We start from the raw sequence: 18,277 nt of genomic DNA, 5'->3' as shown, positions 1-18,277 counted from the left end.
AGTCCGCTTTGTTTATAGGTATTATAGGCCTGCCCGATAATCATGTCAATACCTTTCCGGGAGTTAACGGGCCAGGGCTGCTTTACGGCGGGCCCGCTCCCGGATGGCTGCCACCCTGGCTGCGGAAACCGGCAGCTCGAAACTGCGAAAGCCGGCCACGCGAAAGCCGTGTTTGGCCGCCAGGCGGTTGATGGTATCGATCTGTTCTACCGTTAACTCCCGGCCCAGGGTAAAGTTTTCAATTCTCCCCTCCAGGGCCAGGATCATGGTTTCCGCCATGCAGGCATAGGCTAAACCCGGCGGGTAACCGAAATTAAAGTTAAAGTTGACCTTGCCCGGCACCTCGACCACCCCACCGTCAATCACCAGTACATCGTCGCGCATCTCGGCTACCCGCCGGGAGACGTCCCGGGGCCGGGCCACGTCGCAAACTACTGCCCCCGGTTTCAGGTCCCCGGGCTCGATGACGGTATCTACCGCCGAGGTAACGGTAATAATGACATCGGCGCGGCGGAGGGCTTCCCGGGAATGGCTGGTTATCCTGGCTTTTAAACCGCTAGTAGCCTTTATCTCACCGGCCAGGCGGGCCAGTTTTGTTTCATTGCGGGCAATAAGGGTTAGATTCTGGCAACGGCGGGCCAGGATTTTAGCACACACGGCGCCAATGGCACCTGTCGCTCCAACAATGGCTACCTCGGCCCGGGGCAAGTCAATATCCATCATGGCCGCCGCCTTTTCCGTAGCTTCTATGGCCGTAGCTACGGTATAACTGTTGCCGGTGGTCACCGCTATATTTAAATTGCGGGCCACAGTAATCCCGGCATCGCCGACTACGGAAGTCATGGCCCCCAGCCCCAGGATTTCGGCTCCTAATTTTTCTGCCAGGCGGCCGGTGCGAATAATACGCTCGATAACAAATTTTTCCGGCAAGCTTAACATCTGACGCGTAGTCAGGGGACAGGCTACGAACCACCCCTCCGTTTCACCGTAGGGGGAACGGACACCGGTAATATACGAGGTTTTCAGGGGAGGAAGATAGCGCACCGCCCGTTCCAGTAGGCCGGCCGGCAGGTGGCGGGCGAGGGGAAATTTCCTGGTAATATCGCTGATGTCCAGGGGATGGATCATAAAGGCGAACCTGTGCAAGGAATAGCCCTCCTTCGAAGAATAGCTGGGAAAAGCGGCAGGTCTGCCGGGGGCCCCCTTCCCCATCTTCTCCGCCCGCCGGTGGCGAAGCGCCGCCGCGGGCGGCATCCCTATTTAATGTAGAAGCCGGCGGCAAGGTGGCGGGAAATGGCCTCCGCCGGCCCTGGCTCAATTCAAATTTACGATGCGGGGCTTAAAGTCCAGCCAGTCCAGGAGGCGGTTGTAATCTTCCGGGGTGACCTCCTCCGGCTTTTTACCGCTCAAGGTTAAAAGCACGCCTTCCATGACGTTGGTGCCGAAGGAGCGGCCGTTAAACTCCGGCGTCGTAGTGATCAAAGTTTTAATGCCCCGCCGGCGTAGTTCTTCGATGTCGGCGCTGGTAACGGTATTGGTGATTATTACCCGGCCCGGCAGCTCGGGGGGAAGGTAACGGCGGATGAAGAGGAAATCGCCGGCAATAATCTCCGCATCTTCGTAATAGCGCTGGTAGCGGTTGTCGATTTTCTCCTGCTCTTTACCGGTAGGGTAGAGGAGTTTAAAGGGCAGCAGGCGCACCAAAGGAGCCGCCAGGTAGGCCACCCGCTGGAATCTTGCCAGGGAACGGATGGGCACGGGGATACCCAGACCAAAAATCAGGTCGCCGCAAATAAGATCCGCCCCGGCGGCATCCAGGGCTTCGGCCATGCCGAAGCGGTCGACGGCGCTGACCACCAGCACCCTTTTGCCCCGGAAATCCACGATACCTTCCCGGGCCAGGTAGGCTATCACCCGGCGCTCCAGGGTATCCTTTAAGCCGCCGCCGTCCACCATGGGGGTCAGCCGGGCCGCCCGGGCTATTTTAGCTGCATCCCGGAGGAGATAACGCCTGGTACCTACCCGGATGTAGAGGTCCATCCCTCCCAGGCCGAAGGCATCCACCTGCCCGTCCAGTTCCCGGATGAGGGCAATCATCCGCTCCATATCGCCGTCGGTACCAATGCGCTCGATGCGGAACTTTTCCCCCAGGAATTCTGCTTCCACCCGGTGATCCCGTTTGGAGGAACCCAGGCTGATGCTGACCACGCGTTTCATTTTTTATCCCATCCTTTATTTTTTCCCAGCTGGCGTACCAGGGCGCGCAATCCCTCGACGTCTACCTCCCGGTCACCCTGGATGGGGGAAGGGCCGATCTCCACGCCCACCACTTCTCGTCCCAGCAGGGCTTCGCTGACCTTGATGCGGTAGTCGGAACCGATAATAATGACGACGTCGTAATCCCGCACCCGGGCGACAATCTCCATCAGCTGGTTCAGTAACTCCAGTCCATTTTTTTGGCGGACAAAATCCCAGCGTTCGGCATCAGTTAAAAGTAAGACGTATTCCACACCCTCCTGCCGCAGCATGTTTTCCAGCTCGGCTTTATTGGCTACCGGGAAACCCACCACAGCTATGCGCCGGCCGCGCCGTACCTCGCCCAGGGTTTCTAACCGGGACACAAAGGAACGGTCAACGCCTACCTGCCGGGCCGCCTCCTGCTGGGAAAAACCCTGGCAGCGCAACGTAAAGATGCGCTCCAGGATGGAGCTGATCTTGCGCCGGCTGATAAGCTTGTCGCCAATCCGGATGAGGTCCATTAGAAACTTTGCCCCTTTGTGCACAGAAATGTGCAAGGAAGATTATAACAAAATAAAACCGTCCTGGCAAGGGGTTTGTACAGGACGGTAACAGCCTGCATCCTCCCGGCCAGGCATATGGCCTGCTACTTGCTGGCTGGCGGGGCCACCGACCCGGGGTCCGCATCCTGCCGGGCAGGTCAAATTTTCCCGTTGCACCACCAGCAATCTATGGTAAAATAAAAAAAATATCCCTGGGAGGCGACCCCTATGATCGTAACCACAACTAACACCGTCGATGGCCGCCAGGTGCGGGAGTACCTGGGGGTGGTCGCCGGCGAGGCCATTATGGGTGCCAACATCGTCCGCGACCTCTTTGCCAGCATTACCGACATCGTCGGCGGCCGCTCCGGGGCCTACGAAGAAAAGCTGGCCCAGGCCCGGGAAATCGCCCTGCGGGAAATGGCCGAAAAGGCCCGGCAGCTGGGCGGCGACGCCGTCATTGGCGTCGACCTGGACTATGAGGTCGTTAGGGAAGGCATGCTTATGGTTACCGCCGCCGGTACAGCCGTAAAATTGGATTGATTTGGTATCTGGAGATAGCCCTGAAGTTAATTTTGGGGAGGAGGATGGCAATGCGGACGGCGGGCTGGCGTACCGGAGAAACCCGTCTGATTAAGGACCTGGAAGTTACCGTCGACGTAGAGAAGCTCCTGGCCATGCAGGGCATGGAAAGCGGGCGCAGCCTGGAAACCCATATTAAAGAACTCTACGACAGCCTCTGCCGGGAGGCTCGTTCCCTGGCCGAACCCGCCTTTGCCTGGGCTTATTACGAGCCGGTTACCATTATAAATAACGAACTCCGCCTGCCCGGGGGACAGGTCATCAAAAGCCGCTTTTTAGCTAAAAAGCTCGCACCCGCCCGGGGGCTCCTCGTCATGGCCGCGACCATCGGCCCCCGCCTGGAGGCCAGGATCAAAGAGTACCAGGCCGCCGGCGATACCCTGGCCAGCTACCTCCTGGACCTGGCCGGTTCGGCCCTGGTGGAGGCTGCTTACTACAGCGGCTTTCAGCAGGTGGAGATGGCCATCGCCGCCGCAGGCCTGGAGGCCACTACTCCCTTCGGCCCCGGCCACTCCTACTGGGATAATCTGGCCGACCAGGAGCTTATCTTTTCCCTCGTGGACGCCGGTAGCCTGGGCATCACCCTGACGGCATCCTACCTCATGCTGCCGCGCAAATCCGTCTCCGGCATCAGCGGCATCGGCCAGGGCTTCGAGGTGGGTGAATACCACTGCCATTACTGTAACCTGCGCCGCACCTGCCCCCTCAGCCGGGCAAAAGGAGGAGAAGTAGCCATGAGGCGGTGATGATTGCCAGGCTGTACAGGTAAATAGGCTGTCCAGATGACATAGGGTATGGCCAGGTTTTTTAGCCGGCGGCTGAAGAAGCGATGGAGATTCACTTTACGACCGCTGTAGTTATAAAAAAGCACCAGGCCGGTAATGAACATGAAAATCTGGCGGCCAAAGCGGAGCAGGTTGACGCCCGGTTCCAGGGTGGCAGCATTAAGGCCCATTTTTTGTCCCCGGTTGACAAATAGCACCTGAGTTTATCAGTTGCGACATTTTACTGATTCAAGAACCCAGATAAAATCTAGCTTTGGGCGTTAAAAATAGCCCAAAAAGCGAAAAACGTAGTGGCAACTAATATTGTGAAATACCAAATATTATCTAGACAATAGGCAATGTTAGTGGTATCATTTAAGCATGTTCATCAAAATAACTAAAACCAAAAACCACCAGTACGTCCAGCTAGTCCAATCTTACCGGGAAAATGGAGCTGTTAAACACAAGGTCCTCCTCAATCTCGGTCGCCTGGACGAGATTGAAAACAACCCCAGCTTTCAAAGACTTGGTAAGCGCCTCTTAGAATTGTCCAAGGCCAGGGAGGTGACCAGTTTAGCCAGCTTTTCCGAGGCGCAGATCAAGAACTGGGGCTATGTGGTCTACCAGAAGATCTGGAACCAATTTGAGCTACCCAAACTTTTAAAGAAGATCAGTGCCAAACGTAAGGTACAATTCGAATTAAGCGACGCCAGTTTTCTTATGGCTATCCAGCACCTCCTTGAACCCAGGAGTAAATTAGGTACCTACAACTACCAGCACCGTTATGCCAGTTTACCCGACGTAGCCTTAAACCACCTCTACCGCTCCTTGGATTTACTCTGCGAGTATAAAGAGTTGTTGGAGGAGGAGATGTTCCAAAAGAACCGCCACCTTTTTAACATGCAGGTGGATGTGGTTTTTTATGATGTAACGACCTTTTCCTTTGCCAGCGTCGAAGCCGACACTTTACGCGATTTCGGCTTCAGTAAAGACGGTAAGTTCAACGAAGTCCAGGTGGTATTGGGCCTGCTTATTGATTGCGAGGGGCGGCCCATTGGCTATGAGCTTTTCCCCGGCAATACCTTTGACGGCAAGACCCTGGAGACGGCCTTAGAAAAGCTGGAAAAACGTTTTGGCCTGCGCCGGGTGATCATCGTCGCCGACCGGGGGATCAACAGCAAGCTTAACTTAAAACGCATAGTGGAACGGGGCTACAGCTACATCTTTGCCGCCCGCATCAAGAGCATGAAAAAAGAGATTACCGATATGATATTGGACGAAAATGGCTACCAGGAGATAAAGGACGATGAAGGAGAAGTCCTTCGCTACAAGGTTATCGAGTACATAAACGAATTCACCGCTGAAGGGAAAAAATACAAATTACCCGAAAAACTGATCGTCACCTACTCCAGCCGGCGGGCGGAAAAAGACCGGGCCGACCGGGAAAGGTTAATCGAGAAAGCCCAAACCCTTTTAGAAAGCAAGGCCAAAATCCAGGCCAGCAACAAACGTGGCGGCAAGAAATACCTCAAAGAAATAGACTGTACGGGCACGTGGATACTGGACGAAGAAGCCATTGCCCGGGACAAACAATTTGACGGCTACTACGGCATCCAGACCAGCGAGAAAGAAATGAGTGCCAAAGACATCCTGGATGCTTACCATAACCTGTGGCGGATTGAAGAATCTTTTCGCGTCATGAAAAGCACCCTGAAAGTCCGGCCGGTTTTTCACTGGACCGAAAGGCGGATTAAAGGACACTTTGTAATTTGCTTCCTCGCCTTTCTTCTCGAACGCACTCTGGAATTCAAGCTCCGGCAAGCGGTGGAAAATGCCTCGCCGGCAGAAATCCGGGAAGCGTTAAACTCCCTCAACTTTGCCGAGGTAGAGATCAAAGGAGAGGTGTTCTTTATCAAGACCCAGAGTACAGAGTTGAGCAAAAAGATCCTGCGCCTAATGCGGATTGCACCGCCGGGAAACATTACCCGTGTAGAGGAGTTTGCTGCCCGCTGGCAGGACCGGTTGTAGTGGCAAAATGCGCGTCTTGTTTTCTATTTTTCTAGGTTTTATGCGGGTTCTAGGGATTCAACTGATAAAGTCAGGAAAAAATATCCCTGGGAGGCGACCCCTATGATCGTAACCACAACTAACACCGTCGATGGCCGCCAGGTGCGGGAGTACCTGGGGGTGGTCGCCGGCGAGGCCATTATGGGTGCCAACATCGTCCGCGACCTCTTTGCCAGCATTACCGACATCGTCGGCGGCCGCTCCGGGGCCTACGAAGAAAAGCTGGCCCAGGCCCGGGAAATCGCCCTGCGGGAAATGGCCGAAAAGGCCCGGCAGCTGGGCGGCGACGCCGTCATTGGCGTCGACCTGGACTATGAGGTCGTTAGGGAAGGCATGCTTATGGTTACCGCCGCCGGTACAGCCGTAAAATTGGATTGATTTGGTATCTGGAGATAGCCCTGAAGTTAATTTTGGGGAGGAGGATGGCAATGCGGACGGCGGGCTGGCGTACCGGAGAAACCCGTCTGATTAAGGACCTGGAAGTTACCGTCGACGTAGAGAAGCTCCTGGCCATGCAGGGCATGGAAAGCGGGCGCAGCCTGGAAACCCATATTAAAGAACTCTACGACAGCCTCTGCCGGGAGGCTCGTTCCCTGGCCGAACCCGCCTTTGCCTGGGCTTATTACGAGCCGGTTACCATTATAAATAACGAACTCCGCCTGCCCGGGGGACAGGTCATCAAAAGCCGCTTTTTAGCTAAAAAGCTCGCACCCGCCCGGGGGCTCCTCGTCATGGCCGCGACCATCGGCCCCCGCCTGGAGGCCAGGATCAAAGAGTACCAGGCCGCCGGCGATACCCTGGCCAGCTACCTCCTGGACCTGGCCGGTTCGGCCCTGGTGGAGGCTGCTTACTACAGCGGCTTTCAGCAGGTGGAGATGGCCATCGCCGCCGCAGGCCTGGAGGCCACTACTCCCTTCGGCCCCGGCCACTCCTACTGGGATAATCTGGCCGACCAGGAGCTTATCTTTTCCCTCGTGGACGCCGGTAGCCTGGGCATCACCCTGACGGCATCCTACCTCATGCTGCCGCGCAAATCCGTCTCCGGCATCAGCGGCATCGGCCAGGGCTTCGAGGTGGGTGAATACCACTGCCATTACTGTAACCTGCGCCGCACCTGCCCCCTCAGCCGGGCAAAAGGAGGAGAAGTAGCCATGAGGCGGTGATGATTGCCAGGCTGTACAGGTAAATAGGCTGTCCAGATGACATAGGGTATGGCCAGGTTTTTTAGCCGGCGGCTGAAGAAGCGATGGAGATTCACTTTACGACCGCTGTAGTTATAAAAAAGCACCAGGCCGGTAATGAACATGAAAATCTGGCGGCCAAAGCGGAGCAGGTTGACGCCCGGTTCCAGGGTGGCAGCATTAAGGCCCATTTTTTGTCCCCGGTTGACAAATAGCAGGAAAGAGAAAAGGAAGATAAAGGCCGTCACCGCCCCGCCGCCATCCATTTTGCCAGGCTGGCCCTTTAACTCAGGAATAACCTTTCGCGCCCACATCAGGCCAACGATCCCGATGGGAATATTGATTAAAAAGGCCATACGCCAGTTCCACAGGGAAGTAACCAGCCCTCCCAGGGTAGGGCCCAGGGCCAGTCCCGCCGAAATGCTGATGGCGTTGATCCCCAGGGCCCGGCCCCGCTCCTGTGGGGGAAAGGTAGCTGTGATGATAGCATAAGGCACAGCCATCATCATACCGGCAGTCACCCCCTGGATGGCCCGGAAAAGAATGAGCCAGGAAATACCGGGGGCCAGACCGCAGAGGGCCGACGCTACGATAAAGCCCGCCAGCCCCATTAAATAAATACGCTTATACCCCAGGATATCTCCCATGCGACCGTAGAATAAAAGCAGGCTACTGATGGTCAACAGGTAGATCATGGGTACCCACTGGGCGGTGGCGATAGGCACGCCAAAATAGCCTGTGATAGTCGGGAGAATGACGTTGACGATGCTGGCGTCAATGGGACCCATGATGCTGCCCAGCATAATGGCAGCCAGGACCTGGTAACGACGCCCATAAATCCCGGCTGTAGATCCCCCAGCCTGAAAAGACATTTTGCCCCCTCCCAAGACTAAGCGTAATATTGTTGCTATCTTCTTAATAGTTTCTCCCCCAGGAATAGCGAAGAACTATTTCTTCGCGTCTAACCCTTTTACCAGGTGTTCAAGTGACTATCAAAGGATACAGGTAGGCAGCTATTACCTGGATTGCCGCAGTTGCCGCCAGGAGAACCGCCCAGGCATGGCCGCTCCCGGCTACGGTGCCGTTGAGCAGGTAACCGCGCAACAGTTCAACCACGTAACTTAACGGGTTAATTGTAGCCAGTGCCTGCAGCCACGCCGGCATAATGTTAATGGGGTAAAGGGCGTTGCTGGCAAAGAATAAAGGCATGGTGATTACCTGGCCAACACCCATAAACCGTTCCCTTGTTTTTACTATGGCCGCAAAAATCATCGATAGTGTGGCAAAGAACGAGGCCCCCACAATTATCGTCAGCATGCTAAAAACTATGCCGGTTATGCTCCAGCGCATGTCCAGGCGCAATAATAAAGCGAGAAAAAGGATAATAACCACCTGGCTAAGGGCGCGAATGCCGGCTCCGAGAGCCTTGCCCGTGACAAAGGCAGCCCGCGGTACCGGCATGGCCAGGAGTTTTTGCAAGATACCCTGGTCCCGGTCCCAGATAATGCTCAGGCCATAAAAGATAGCAATAAACATCATGGACTGGGCCAGGATCCCCGGGGCCATAAAGGTCTGGTAACTGACGCCACCGGTCGGTATGGCCCGGACGCGGGAAAAGGCCTGGCCAAAAATGAGCAACCACAAAACCGGTTGTACGGCCCGGGTGAATAACTCAGTTGGGTCATGGCGCAATTTACGGATCTCCATCTCCGCCACCACCAGGGAGCCTGTAAGGTAAGCCAGTAGGCCGGAACCCGGGCCGAAAGGTTGGATAAGGCCTGTATTTATCGGTTTTTCAGCTGAATCGCTGGACACGACGACGCGTCTTGCGCATTTCAAGGAAACTCCCCCCTGTTTCTAACTGGTCGCCGGTGAAATACGTAAAAACATCCTCCAAAGTAGCGCCAGGGTTGCCGGTTTCCTTTTTCAGTTCAGCAGGCGTGCCCTGGGCCGCTATCTGACCACGGTTCATAATAGCCACCCGCTGGCAGGCGGCCTCAGCCTCTTCCATGTAATGGGTAGTAATCAACACCGTCAGTCCTGTTTCCTCACGCAGCAGTTTTAAGGTGTTCCAGACAGTGTGGCGGGCTACCGGATCCAACCCCACCGTCGGCTCGTCTAAAATTAACACCCGCGGCCGGTGCAGGATAGCCTGCCCTATTTCCAAACGCCTTACCATACCGCCGGAATACTCCCGCACCAGCTTGTGAGCTGCCTCTTGCAGGTTGAGGAGAGCCAGAATCTCCTGAATACGTCTCTCGCGTTCCTTTTTATCCAAACGCAGTAGCTTGGCAAAGAGTAGCAGGTTTTCATACCCCGTCAAGGTCCCGTCAGCGGACAGGGCCTGGGGTACGTAACCGATGACTTGCCGGACCAGGCCACCCTGGCGGAGCACGTCTACCCCTTCAATCAGTATCTGACCAGAAGTCGGTGGCAGAAGGGTGGCCAGCATGCGGATGGTGGTTGTCTTCCCGGCGCCGTTGGGCCCCAGGAGGCCAAATACCTCTCCCCTCTTTATATTAAAATTTATGCCAGCGACAGCCTCATGATTGCCAAAGCGCTTAACCAGATTTTTCACCTCGACAGAACAAACCATGGTAATATCTTCTCCCTTTAAACATTTTACAGAGGATTAACCTTCCGGATAAGCTTCAACAGTAAGATCCGTTCTTCTAGCGTTAGGGGCATAAGTAAACTGGCTAGAGCAGCTCGCTGCTCGCTTGCCCATTGCTCCAGCATTTCCAGGCCGGCGCTGGTAAGTTCCACGGTGACTACCCGCTCATCCTCCTTCTGCCTAACCCGCCTTACCAGGCCCATTTTTGCCAGCCGTTTGGTGGCTGTTGTGGCGGAACTGCTGGTGATCCCCAGCCCCTCGGCCAGTTCACCAATGTTAAGGGGACCTCCATGTTTCAGGCGCTTTAAAAGCCAGTATTGCTCCGGTGTAATTTTACCCTTACGAACCGGATGGGAAACCTGGCGCCACATCCGCCAGAACTGCCACAAAGCATCTACCAGGCTGACGGTGATTTCTTCTAAATCATGTCCCCCTGTCAAAGTACCGCCTCCATATAGAAACTATCTGTTTATATTTTACTTCTATTTGTTTTACTGTCAATATATTAGGTTATCTTGTAGGCAGTCAGGGTGGCGATGACTTCCGCCGCGGTATCAAGGGTATAAAGGTGCTGGCGCAGGCGGGCTGCTCCCGGTAAACCCCGGAGGTAACAGGCCAGAACCTTCCGCATTTCTTTTACTGCAGTCTTTTCTCCTTTTAGCTCTACCATCATGTTGAAATGGCGGATGGCCATGGCCATCCGCGTGGCCACATCGGGTGGAGGAGGTACCGGCCGGCCTTCCAGGCGCGCGCGGATGGCCGTTAAAAGCCAGGGATTGCCTATGGCAGCCCGGCCCACCATGACGGCATCGCAACCTGTCAGCTCCAGCATGGCTACGGCGTCTGCCGGTGTCCCGATATCACCATTGCCAATGACCGGTACCGGTACGGCTTCCTTTACCCGGCGGATGCAATCCCAGTCGGCCCGGCCGCTGTAAAACTGGCTGCGGGTGCGGCCGTGGATAGCTACCGCCGCCGCCCCGGCCTCCACCACCGCCCGGGCCGCCTCGATAACATTTACGGAATCTGCATCCCAGCCCTTCCGCATTTTGACCGTTACCGGCACCGGGCCGGCAGCCGCCACCATGGCGGCCACAATGGCCGCCGCCAGGGGTAGATCGCGCATCAGGGCCGCTCCCTCGCCGTTTTTCACTATCTTGGGTGTCGGGCAGCCCATATTTAAATCAACAATATCCGCCCCGGCGGCTACAGCTAGTTTAGTAGCCCTGGCCAGGATTTCCGGCTCCCGGCCAAAGAGCTGGACGGCTACCGGGCCCGGTTCGTCCTTTACATCCAGGAGCGCCCAGGTAGCCTTGCTTTGATAGATAAGCCCCTGGGCGCTGATCATTTCGGTATAGGTTAAGGCCGCCCCCGCTTCCCTGGCGAGATGGCGAAAGATGCGGTCGGAAAAACCCGCCATGGGCGCCGTCACCAGGGGGGCTGCCAGGGTAACCGGGCCAATTTTAACTGTTGCGCTCATAGACGATCCGCAAACCCTCCAGGGTTAACAGGGGATCAACCTTATCAATGCAGCTAACTTCGGGACCTATCAAACCGGCCAGGCCGCCGGTGGCTACCACCACGGCCCGCCCCCCCATTTCGGCCTGCATGCGCTTAACAATCCCTTCTACCTGGCCGATAAAGCCATACATTATCCCCGCCTGCATGCAGGCCACGGTATTTTTACCGATTACCTGGGGCGGCCTGATGAGTTCCACCCGGGGCAGTTTGGCCGCCCGGGCAAAAAGGGCATCGGTAGAGATCCCGATACCGGGAGCTATGGCCCCACCCAGGTACTCGCCGCTGGCAGAAATAGCGTCAAAGGTGGTAGCGGTCCCGAAGTCCACCACAATGGCCGGGCCACCATACAGTTCATAGACGGCCACGCCGTTGACAATCCGGTCGGCGCCTACTTCCCGGGGGTTGTCAAAACGGATGGGCATCCCGGTTCTTACCCCGGGGCCGATGACCAGCGGCTGGCAGTTAAACTGGTCTTTAAGCATCATGGTCAAAGTCTGGGTCAAAGTGGGCACAACGGAAGCCATGACCACAGCTTTAATGGCCGCCAGGTCCACCCCCTGGTAATGGCCCAGTTGACGTAAAATCAGGCCGTATTCATCGGCTGTCTTCTGCCGGTCGCTGGCTACGCGCCAGTGGCATTGCAGCTCCTTCCCTTTATAAAGGCCAATGACAATATTAGTATTGCCGACATCTATGGCCAGTAACATGGCCGCATCCCCTCCATTCTTTTCAACTTCAATTATTCCACAGTACCCGACTTTATCCTCTTTCCTGCCGGTAAAAAAATAACCCCGTTAAGGGGTCAATTACCAGCAGCAATAACCGCCGGCCGGCCAGGGGCAACCGGCGCAGAGGCGGCCGGCCGCTTTTTTATCAACTTGGCGGCCGACAAGTTCCCGGGCCGCGGCCGGGGGCTGGTAGATACCCTGCCTGCTGCAGCGCCCGCCGGGCCTGGAGGCTGATGGCTGCTGCCAGGACCAGTTTGGCCAGGTCCAGGGGGATGTAGGGCAGGACACCCAGGAGAAGACCTTTCACCAGGTTAAGATGCAGGAGGTACATTAACTGTAAAGTACCCAGAACATAGACCACCACCAGGCAGGTGAGCATACCGGCAGCCAGGCGGCCGTAACCCGGCTCCCTTCTACCCCTTTCCAGGACCAGGCCCATGACGTAGACCCCCAGGGCAAAACCCCAGAGGTACCCCCCCGACGGGCCGGCAAAGGCCGCCAGGCCGGCCCCGCCCCGGGCAAAGACGGGTAAACCAATGGCCCCCAGGAGTAAGTAAACGAGCATGGCCAGGGTGCCTCTATTTTTACCCAGGATGGCACCGGCCAGCAATACTCCCAGGACCTGGCCGGTAATGGGTACCGGCGAAAAGGGCAGGGGAATGGCCACCTGGGCCAGGACGGCTACCAGGGCGGCAAAAAGGGCCACCAGGGCCATATCTTTAGTACGCATAGAAGATTCCTCCTCGTGAATAGCTCTTTTCGCAGCTGGCTTTGTTAGCGGGCGGCTATTATTGTTAACTATTTGTCGCTTATTTAGTTAACATATGCGACAAAAAATTTTAGCTTGCCGGTCGCAGGCTCACCTCGCCGGAGTTAAAACGCCGGAGCTCACCTCCCCCGCCCCTGACCAGCAGGGCGCCTTCCGCGTCAATATCTACGGCCACGCCCCGGAAAACTTCCCGCCAGGAGTTAACCTCCACCTCCCGGCCCAGGGTAACGCTGGCCTCTTTCCAGGCCCGCCGGACAGGGTCGAAACCCTCTTCCTGCCAGCGCTCATACCATTTTTCCAGCTGGTACAATATCTCCCGGAATAAGGGCAGCCGCGCTACAGGCCGGCCCAGTTCTAAAAATAAAGAGGTAGCCAGGGGTCTAACCTCGGGGCTAAAATCACCCGCCTCCAGGTTGACGTTTAAGCCTGTACCCAGGACAACATACTCGAGGGCATCAATTTCGGCTTTAATCTCCGTCAGGATACCGCACACTTTACGCCCCCCGGCCAGTATATCGTTGGGCCACTTTATGCCCGGCGGGAGTCCTGTGTGGCGGCGAATGGCTGCCGTCACGGCTACTGCCGCCAGCAGGGTCAGCTGGGATGCCAGGGCCGGAGCCACCCGGGGGCGTAAGATAACCGAGAACCAGATGCCTTTATGGGGTGGCGAGAGCCAGGAACGCCCCCGCCGGCCGCGACCGCCTGTCTGGCCCTCGGCGATGACCACCGTCCCTTCCGGTGCCCCGCCGTCGGCCAGTTCTTTGGCCACCTGGTTGGTAGAACCCACTTCGTCGTAATAGTAAAGGTTCCGTCCCAGCCAGGACGTCGTGAGCCCTGCCGCCACCTCATCGGGATAAAAACAATCCGGGATGGACAGCAAGCAATAGCCGCGGCGGGTCTGGGCATCAATCTGGTAGCCTTCCTGGCGTAAAGCCTGGATATGCTTCCACACGGCCGTCCTGGTGATGGCCAGCTTTTTACTCAGCTCTTCGCCGGAAATATACTCGCCCCGGTGATGGCGTAGATACTCTAAGACCTGTTGCTTACTGCCTTCTATTGCCATGATTATATTTTAATCTTCCTTTTTATGGTTGTCAACTATTTATTTGCCGTTAGGGTTAACATATTTACCCGGGCCTTATTTTAAACCCAGACCTCCCCCGGCCTTTCCCTGCCCCTGACCTCAGTTATTTTATTCTGGCCATCCAGGAGAATAACCCGCGGTTGATAGGACCTGGCTTCGGCGTCAGTAAAAATGCCATAGGAAATAATGATGACAATATCGCCGGGCTGGACCAGCCTGGCGGCCGCCCCGTTGGCGCAGATAACCCCACTGCCGGCAGGGCCGGGGATGGCGTAGGTTTCCAGCCGGGCGCCATTATTATTGTTGACCACCTGGACTTTCTCGTTGGGTAAAATATCGGCCGCGGCCATCAGCTCGCTATCAATGGTAATACTGCCGACATAATTCAGGTTAGCCCCGGTGACAGTTGCCCGGTGCAGCTTGCTTTTCATCATGGTGCGCCACATCATCTTTCACCTCCAGGGTCAGGTTATCAATTAAGCGGGTGTTGCCCACCCAGACGGCCAGGGCCAGCAGCACCCGGCCCTTGATTTCTTCTAAAGGTGCAAGGGTCTCAGCGTCATTTACCGCCACATAATCAATCCGCGTGCCGGGCCGGGCTAGAATTTCCCCGGCCATGGCTTCCCGGACCACAGCAGCGCGGCGTTCGCCGGAGCGGATGAGCTCCGCCCCCAGGTTTAAGGCGCGGTAGAGGGCCAGGGCGCTACGACGCTGGTCCGGGGCTAAGTATTTGTTCCGCGAACTCATAGCCAGGCCGTCGGGCTCCCGCACGGTGGGGACGGTGATTATGTCAACCGGGAAATTTAAATCCCTGACCAGGCGCTTGATGACTACCGCCTGCTGGTAATCCTTGAGGCCGAAATAGGCCCGGTCGGGCTGGACGATATTAAGAAGCTTGCTGACCACGGTAGCTACGCCCCGGAAATGGCCCGGCCGGGAGGCGCCACAGAGAACTTCTGTCAAGCCTTCGACCTGGACATAGGTGGCATACCCGGGCGGGTACATTTCGGCTACCGCCGGGGCGAAAATGGCATCGACGCCCGCGCCGGCGGCCAGCTTTCGATCCCGTTCCAGGTCGCGGGGATAACGCTCCAGGTCTTCCCCGGGGCCAAACTGGGTCGGGTTGACAAAAATGCTCATCATAACGACGTCATCCTGCTCCCTGGCCGTCCTGGCCAGGGTTAAATGGCCTTCGTGGAGATAACCCATGGTCGGGACCAGGCCAATGCTCTTGCCCTGCTGCCTGGCTGCCGCCACAAACTTGCGGGTGGCGGCAATTGTCGTCAGTAACTCCACTCCTGTCATCTCCTTTGCCTGGGGCTCTATCATTGGCCGGCTTTGCCCCTGACTCCTGCCCTCCCGCTTGCTGCCTCAAATTTGGCAGCCAGGATTTGCCCGAACAGGGCTACCTTGCGGGCGTCAATGCTCCCTTTGCGGCCGGCCAGGCCGGCCGTGTAGCGCCCCAGGGCGCGGTAAAGCTCGCCCAGCTCGGGTACGGTGGCCTCCATGGCCTTTAAGTGGTCCCTGACCGTACCGAAGTCGCCCCTGGCAATGGGGCCGGTCAGGGCCTGGGGAATACCCTTTTCATTAATATTATCTAAAGTGCCTTTAATTAAAGGCGCCAGGGCCCGGGCCGCCATTTCCGGTTCCATACCGGCTGCCTGCATGAGCCGGCGACTTAAATCTATGAGGCTGACCAGGTAGTTGGAAGCGACGCAGGCGGCCGCGTGGTAGAGGGGTTTGGCCTCGGGGCTGATGAGGAAATACTCGCCCCCCAGCTCGGTCACCAGGCGTTTCCCCAGGGGCAGGGCTTCCCGATCGCCTTCCAGGCTGAAAACCGACCCGGGGAGGTTGGCCACCGCCCGGTCGGCGTCGGCACAGGACTGGAGGGGATGGAGGCTTAAGGCCAGGGCCCCGGCCTGCCGCGCCGGGTCCAGGACGGCTGAAGTTAAGGAACCGCTCATATGAATCACCGTTTGCCCGGGGCGAAAGCCCCCTTGAGCGGCTACGCTGGCGGCCACCTGTCCGATGGCCTGATCGCTGGTGGTGATAAAGACAACATCGGCCCGCCGGGCCACATCTACCGCCCCCTCAAAAGCCGGGCAGGCCAGCCTTGCCGCCGCCCGCCGGGCTGAAGCAAGGGTCCGGCTGGCTACACCGGCGATGGTGTATCCCCGCCGGCGCAATAATATGCCCACCCCCGTACCGACGGCCCCGGCACCGATAATGCCTATTCGCATGGTAACCCCTCCTGGAACAAAAAAACTCCCGACGAGCTGCCGGAAGTTTGTTTCCTCATCCACCCGTCTCGGTCGCAAATAGATCCAAGCGGTCTAATCTTCAACTGGTATTTATTGTTAAAGATAAACCCGTGCACTCCTTGACGGTAGCGCCCGGTTATATTTTAACACCTGTTACCCCTGTAAGGCAATACTTCCTGCCCGGGAAAAGGACTTGCAGCGGCCACGCCTGCCCGCCGGCCGTCGGGTAAAATAAGCTCCGGGGCTATTTCGGCCAGGGGTATCAGGACGAAGGCCCGCTCCATCAGCCTGGGGTGGGGAATGGCCAGGTCCGGTTCATTAACTGTTAAATCGTCGTAAAGCAAGATGTCGATATCAATGTTCCGGGGTCCCCAGCGCTCCCGCCGCACCCGGCCCAGGCGCTGCTCTATAGCCAGGACAGTCAACAGCAACTCCCGCGGCAGCATGGTGGTCTTGATTTTGGCCACCCCGTTTAAAAACCATCCCTGGTCGGTCTTGCCCACCGGGGCCGTCTCATACCAGGAAGAAAGGCGTTCCACCTCGATCCCTTCGGTGGCCGTAAGTATAGCTACGGCCCGCTGCAAATTCCCTTCCCGGTCACCCAGGTTGGAGCCCAAACCCAGGTAAGCCGTCGCCCAATCTTTTTCCCTAACCGGCATCCAATCATCTCCGCCATCCAGGTTGGCCAGTACCCTTATCTTAGCATACCCCTGCCGCCCCGCCAACACCCAGTTTTTACGAAATGAACTAGGGTTCAGCCTCGACAATTAAGATAGAAGGATTGGTCAGGAGGCGGATAATCTCACCGGCCCGGCGCCGGGGCTGCAGCACCTTGACCACCGGGCGCATGGGTACCTCCGGCTCCTGGGCTATTACCCGGGCGATTTCACCGGTCGTCAACCGTACCGTAGTCCCCACCGGGTAACTGGCAATGGCCTGCAAAAAGACCCGTACCAGCTCCAGGTCCAGGTTGCCCATGGTACTTTCTACCATTAACAATTCCATGCCTTCATGGGGGAGATACCTGGGCCGGTAGCAGCGGTCGGTAGTTACGGCGTCGTAAACATCGGCAATGGCGACGCACCGGGCGGCCAGGCTTAATTCTTCCCGGTTTAATCCTTTGGGGTAACCACTGCCGTTACAGCGTTCATGGTGATCCCGGGCCACCCGGCGAACCGCTTCGCTGACCACGCCGTCCAGCCGCTCATAACCGGCCTGGGGATGGCGCTTGATAATGGCAAACTCCTCGGCAGTTAGCTTGCCGGGCTTTAATAAAACTGCCGGCGGTACTTCCAATTTGCCCACGTCGTGGAGCATGGCGCCAACGCCGATGACCAGGAGTTCATCCTGGGAGAGGCCTAATTTTGAACCGAGGAGGGTAGCCAGGACAGTTACATTCAGGGAATGGCGCGAAGAATAGGGGTCCAGGTCCTTAAGCATGGCCATCTGCAAAAACATGTCCTGGTTGTCCTGCATCCGGTTGAGAAAGTCGGCCACTATCTCCTGGATATCTTTTACTTCAAGATGGTTCCCCAGGCGGCAGCGGTGGTAGACATCGCTCAGGGCTTCCTGGGCTTCCTGGTAAATTTCCCCTACCGGCCCGTCGGGTGCGCCCGTCATCCCTACCGGCTTCTCTATTGGTAACGGCTGATGATAACTCCCCAACGGCTGGCTGGTTGCCGGGTGAAAATTATACATTTGGTTTTGGCTTTCTGCCAGCTTATCTACTCCAGCTCCCAATGGCCGGGGGGAATTTCCGTCCATACCGCAACCTCCGCCCTTTTTTGTTAATTACTGGCCGTATTTAAGGTTTTTCGACACCCATACTGGATTTCCTGCCAGTACCAGTTCTGATTTGTAAGAAGTTACTTGCTCCAGCGCCCGGGTATTTGATCAAATCTGGGTATAATTGTGACCCAGGTCACA

At 56.9% G+C, this 18,277-nt stretch carries 22 protein-coding genes; 5 read left to right on the top strand and 17 right to left on the bottom strand.

Features of this window, described 5'->3' with window-relative positions:
- Nucleotides 1-63: 63 nt before the first annotated feature.
- The 3 genes from MGLY_RS07560 to MGLY_RS07550 all read right to left on the bottom strand — a co-directional run bounded on the left by MGLY_RS07560 (nt 64) and on the right by MGLY_RS07550 (nt 2,759).
- A complete protein-coding gene (locus MGLY_RS07560; RefSeq protein WP_156272759.1) occupies nt 64-1,146 on the bottom strand; it encodes a shikimate dehydrogenase in 1,083 nt (360 codons plus the stop codon).
- 168 nt (nt 1,147-1,314) lie between these two features.
- Nucleotides 1,315-2,217: a DUF8754 domain-containing protein gene (locus tag MGLY_RS07555; protein WP_156272757.1), complete on the bottom strand. Its 903-nt coding sequence runs from the start codon at nt 2,215-2,217 to the stop codon at nt 1,315-1,317.
- The gene (locus MGLY_RS07550) at nt 2,214-2,759 is read right to left on the bottom strand and encodes a helix-turn-helix domain-containing protein (protein ID WP_156272755.1); all 546 of its coding nucleotides are present in this window, start codon (nt 2,757-2,759) and stop codon (nt 2,214-2,216) included. The genes MGLY_RS07555 and MGLY_RS07550 overlap by 4 nt, the downstream gene beginning before the upstream one ends.
- 249 nt (nt 2,760-3,008) lie before the next feature.
- Between MGLY_RS07550 and MGLY_RS07545 the strand changes: the two genes are divergently transcribed.
- Together MGLY_RS07545 and MGLY_RS07540 are read left to right on the top strand one after the other, a co-directional pair.
- Entirely contained in the window at nt 3,009-3,323 is a 315-nt protein-coding gene (locus tag MGLY_RS07545) for a YbjQ family protein (protein ID WP_156272754.1), read from the top strand.
- 50 nt (nt 3,324-3,373) lie between these two features.
- The gene (locus MGLY_RS07540; RefSeq protein ID WP_170290964.1) at nt 3,374-4,108 is read left to right on the top strand and encodes a vitamin B12 dependent-methionine synthase activation domain-containing protein; all 735 of its coding nucleotides are present in this window, start codon (nt 3,374-3,376) and stop codon (nt 4,106-4,108) included.
- Here the strand turns inward: MGLY_RS07540 and MGLY_RS17775 are convergent.
- Nucleotides 4,039-4,317: an acyltransferase family protein gene (locus MGLY_RS17775; protein WP_170290965.1), complete on the bottom strand. Its 279-nt coding sequence runs from the start codon at nt 4,315-4,317 to the stop codon at nt 4,039-4,041. The genes MGLY_RS07540 and MGLY_RS17775 overlap by 70 nt on opposite strands.
- Before the next feature lie 190 nt (nt 4,318-4,507).
- On the opposite strand from MGLY_RS17775, the gene MGLY_RS07530 reads away from it, so the two are divergent.
- The 3 genes from MGLY_RS07530 to MGLY_RS07520 all read left to right on the top strand — a co-directional run bounded on the left by MGLY_RS07530 (nt 4,508) and on the right by MGLY_RS07520 (nt 7,356).
- Nucleotides 4,508-6,154, top strand: a complete 1,647-nt coding sequence (locus MGLY_RS07530) for an IS1634 family transposase (protein ID WP_156271558.1) — start codon at nt 4,508-4,510, stop codon at nt 6,152-6,154.
- Nucleotides 6,155-6,256: 102 nt separating this feature from the next.
- The gene (locus MGLY_RS07525; RefSeq protein ID WP_156272754.1) at nt 6,257-6,571 is read left to right on the top strand and encodes a YbjQ family protein; all 315 of its coding nucleotides are present in this window, start codon (nt 6,257-6,259) and stop codon (nt 6,569-6,571) included.
- 50 nt (nt 6,572-6,621) lie between these two features.
- Nucleotides 6,622-7,356, top strand: coding sequence for a vitamin B12 dependent-methionine synthase activation domain-containing protein (locus tag MGLY_RS07520; protein ID WP_170290964.1), 735 nt, complete (start codon nt 6,622-6,624; stop codon nt 7,354-7,356).
- Here MGLY_RS07520 and MGLY_RS07515 read toward each other — a convergent pair.
- The 13 genes from MGLY_RS07515 to MGLY_RS07455 all read right to left on the bottom strand — a co-directional run bounded on the left by MGLY_RS07515 (nt 7,287) and on the right by MGLY_RS07455 (nt 18,115).
- Complete coding sequence (locus MGLY_RS07515; RefSeq protein ID WP_156272752.1) at nt 7,287-8,246, bottom strand: MFS transporter; 960 nt, start codon at nt 8,244-8,246, stop codon at nt 7,287-7,289. The genes MGLY_RS07520 and MGLY_RS07515 overlap by 70 nt on opposite strands.
- Before the next feature lie 109 nt (nt 8,247-8,355).
- Nucleotides 8,356-9,147 (bottom strand): ABC transporter permease, encoded by a 792-nt coding sequence (locus MGLY_RS07510; RefSeq protein WP_422880109.1) that lies wholly within the window; start codon nt 9,145-9,147, stop codon nt 8,356-8,358.
- A 22-nt stretch (nt 9,148-9,169) separates the two neighbouring features.
- Nucleotides 9,170-9,970 (bottom strand): ABC transporter ATP-binding protein, encoded by an 801-nt coding sequence (locus tag MGLY_RS07505; protein WP_156272750.1) that lies wholly within the window; start codon nt 9,968-9,970, stop codon nt 9,170-9,172.
- 26 nt (nt 9,971-9,996) lie between these two features.
- Entirely contained in the window at nt 9,997-10,428 is a 432-nt protein-coding gene (locus MGLY_RS07500) for a MarR family winged helix-turn-helix transcriptional regulator (RefSeq protein ID WP_156272749.1), read from the bottom strand.
- 65 nt (nt 10,429-10,493) lie between these two features.
- On the bottom strand, nt 10,494-11,468 hold the full coding sequence (dusB, locus tag MGLY_RS07495) for a tRNA dihydrouridine synthase DusB (protein WP_156272748.1): 975 nt from the start codon (nt 11,466-11,468) through the stop codon (nt 10,494-10,496).
- The gene (locus MGLY_RS07490) at nt 11,452-12,216 is read right to left on the bottom strand and encodes a type III pantothenate kinase (protein WP_156272747.1); all 765 of its coding nucleotides are present in this window, start codon (nt 12,214-12,216) and stop codon (nt 11,452-11,454) included. The genes dusB and MGLY_RS07490 overlap by 17 nt, the downstream gene beginning before the upstream one ends.
- Before the next feature lie 166 nt (nt 12,217-12,382).
- Nucleotides 12,383-12,967 (bottom strand): biotin transporter BioY, encoded by a 585-nt coding sequence (locus MGLY_RS07485; RefSeq protein ID WP_156272746.1) that lies wholly within the window; start codon nt 12,965-12,967, stop codon nt 12,383-12,385.
- Between the two features lie 109 nt (nt 12,968-13,076).
- Nucleotides 13,077-14,069 carry a biotin--[acetyl-CoA-carboxylase] ligase gene (locus tag MGLY_RS07480; RefSeq protein WP_156272745.1) on the bottom strand — a complete coding sequence of 331 codons (993 nt, stop codon included), beginning with the start codon at nt 14,067-14,069 and terminating at the stop codon, nt 13,077-13,079.
- A gap of 80 nt (nt 14,070-14,149) precedes the next feature.
- Nucleotides 14,150-14,536, bottom strand: coding sequence for an aspartate 1-decarboxylase (gene panD / locus MGLY_RS07475; protein WP_156276277.1), 387 nt, complete (start codon nt 14,534-14,536; stop codon nt 14,150-14,152).
- Complete coding sequence (gene panC / locus MGLY_RS07470; protein ID WP_156276275.1) at nt 14,481-15,386, bottom strand: pantoate--beta-alanine ligase; 906 nt, start codon at nt 15,384-15,386, stop codon at nt 14,481-14,483. The genes panD and panC overlap by 56 nt, the downstream gene beginning before the upstream one ends.
- A 29-nt stretch (nt 15,387-15,415) precedes the next feature.
- Complete coding sequence (locus tag MGLY_RS07465) at nt 15,416-16,330, bottom strand: Rossmann-like and DUF2520 domain-containing protein (RefSeq protein WP_156272744.1); 915 nt, start codon at nt 16,328-16,330, stop codon at nt 15,416-15,418.
- Nucleotides 16,331-16,494: 164 nt separating this feature from the next.
- On the bottom strand, nt 16,495-17,010 hold the full coding sequence (gene folK / locus MGLY_RS07460) for a 2-amino-4-hydroxy-6-hydroxymethyldihydropteridine diphosphokinase (protein WP_156272743.1): 516 nt from the start codon (nt 17,008-17,010) through the stop codon (nt 16,495-16,497).
- 88 nt (nt 17,011-17,098) lie between these two features.
- Entirely contained in the window at nt 17,099-18,115 is a 1,017-nt protein-coding gene (locus tag MGLY_RS07455; RefSeq protein WP_156272742.1) for an HD-GYP domain-containing protein, read from the bottom strand.
- Nucleotides 18,116-18,277 lie beyond the last annotated feature (162 nt).

This window comes from Moorella glycerini (assembly GCF_009735625.1).
GTDB lineage: Bacteria > Bacillota > DSM-521 > Neomoorellales > Neomoorellaceae > Neomoorella > Neomoorella glycerini.
The sequence above is the reverse complement of the archived record's forward strand: the minus strand, read 5'-3'. Positions and strand labels throughout refer to the sequence as shown.

Excerpts from the sequence above, each read along its gene's own strand:
- MGLY_RS07540 (WP_170290964.1), top strand. The coding sequence starts at position 3,374 with ATGCGGACGGCGGGCTGGCGTACCGGAGAAACCCGTCTGATTAAGGAC.
- MGLY_RS07515 (WP_156272752.1), bottom strand. The coding sequence starts at position 8,246 with ATGTCTTTTCAGGCTGGGGGATCTACAGCCGGGATTTATGGGCGTCGT.
- MGLY_RS07550 (WP_156272755.1), bottom strand. The coding sequence starts at position 2,759 with ATGGACCTCATCCGGATTGGCGACAAGCTTATCAGCCGGCGCAAGATC.
- MGLY_RS17775 (WP_170290965.1), bottom strand. The coding sequence starts at position 4,317 with ATGGGCCTTAATGCTGCCACCCTGGAACCGGGCGTCAACCTGCTCCGC.
- MGLY_RS07485 (WP_156272746.1), bottom strand. The coding sequence starts at position 12,967 with ATGCGTACTAAAGATATGGCCCTGGTGGCCCTTTTTGCCGCCCTGGTA.
- dusB (WP_156272748.1), bottom strand. The coding sequence starts at position 11,468 with ATGAGCGCAACAGTTAAAATTGGCCCGGTTACCCTGGCAGCCCCCCTG.
- MGLY_RS07555 (WP_156272757.1), bottom strand. The coding sequence starts at position 2,217 with ATGAAACGCGTGGTCAGCATCAGCCTGGGTTCCTCCAAACGGGATCAC.
- panD (WP_156276277.1), bottom strand. The coding sequence starts at position 14,536 with ATGTGGCGCACCATGATGAAAAGCAAGCTGCACCGGGCAACTGTCACC.
- MGLY_RS07530 (WP_156271558.1), top strand. The coding sequence starts at position 4,508 with ATGTTCATCAAAATAACTAAAACCAAAAACCACCAGTACGTCCAGCTA.
- folK (WP_156272743.1), bottom strand. The coding sequence starts at position 17,010 with ATGCCGGTTAGGGAAAAAGATTGGGCGACGGCTTACCTGGGTTTGGGC.
- MGLY_RS07490 (WP_156272747.1), bottom strand. The coding sequence starts at position 12,216 with ATGTTACTGGCCATAGATGTCGGCAATACTAATATTGTCATTGGCCTT.
- MGLY_RS07465 (WP_156272744.1), bottom strand. The coding sequence starts at position 16,330 with ATGCGAATAGGCATTATCGGTGCCGGGGCCGTCGGTACGGGGGTGGGC.
- MGLY_RS07520 (WP_170290964.1), top strand. The coding sequence starts at position 6,622 with ATGCGGACGGCGGGCTGGCGTACCGGAGAAACCCGTCTGATTAAGGAC.
- MGLY_RS07480 (WP_156272745.1), bottom strand. The coding sequence starts at position 14,069 with ATGGCAATAGAAGGCAGTAAGCAACAGGTCTTAGAGTATCTACGCCAT.
- MGLY_RS07505 (WP_156272750.1), bottom strand. The coding sequence starts at position 9,970 with ATGGTTTGTTCTGTCGAGGTGAAAAATCTGGTTAAGCGCTTTGGCAAT.
- MGLY_RS07545 (WP_156272754.1), top strand. The coding sequence starts at position 3,009 with ATGATCGTAACCACAACTAACACCGTCGATGGCCGCCAGGTGCGGGAG.
- MGLY_RS07455 (WP_156272742.1), bottom strand. The coding sequence starts at position 18,115 with ATGGACGGAAATTCCCCCCGGCCATTGGGAGCTGGAGTAGATAAGCTG.
- MGLY_RS07525 (WP_156272754.1), top strand. The coding sequence starts at position 6,257 with ATGATCGTAACCACAACTAACACCGTCGATGGCCGCCAGGTGCGGGAG.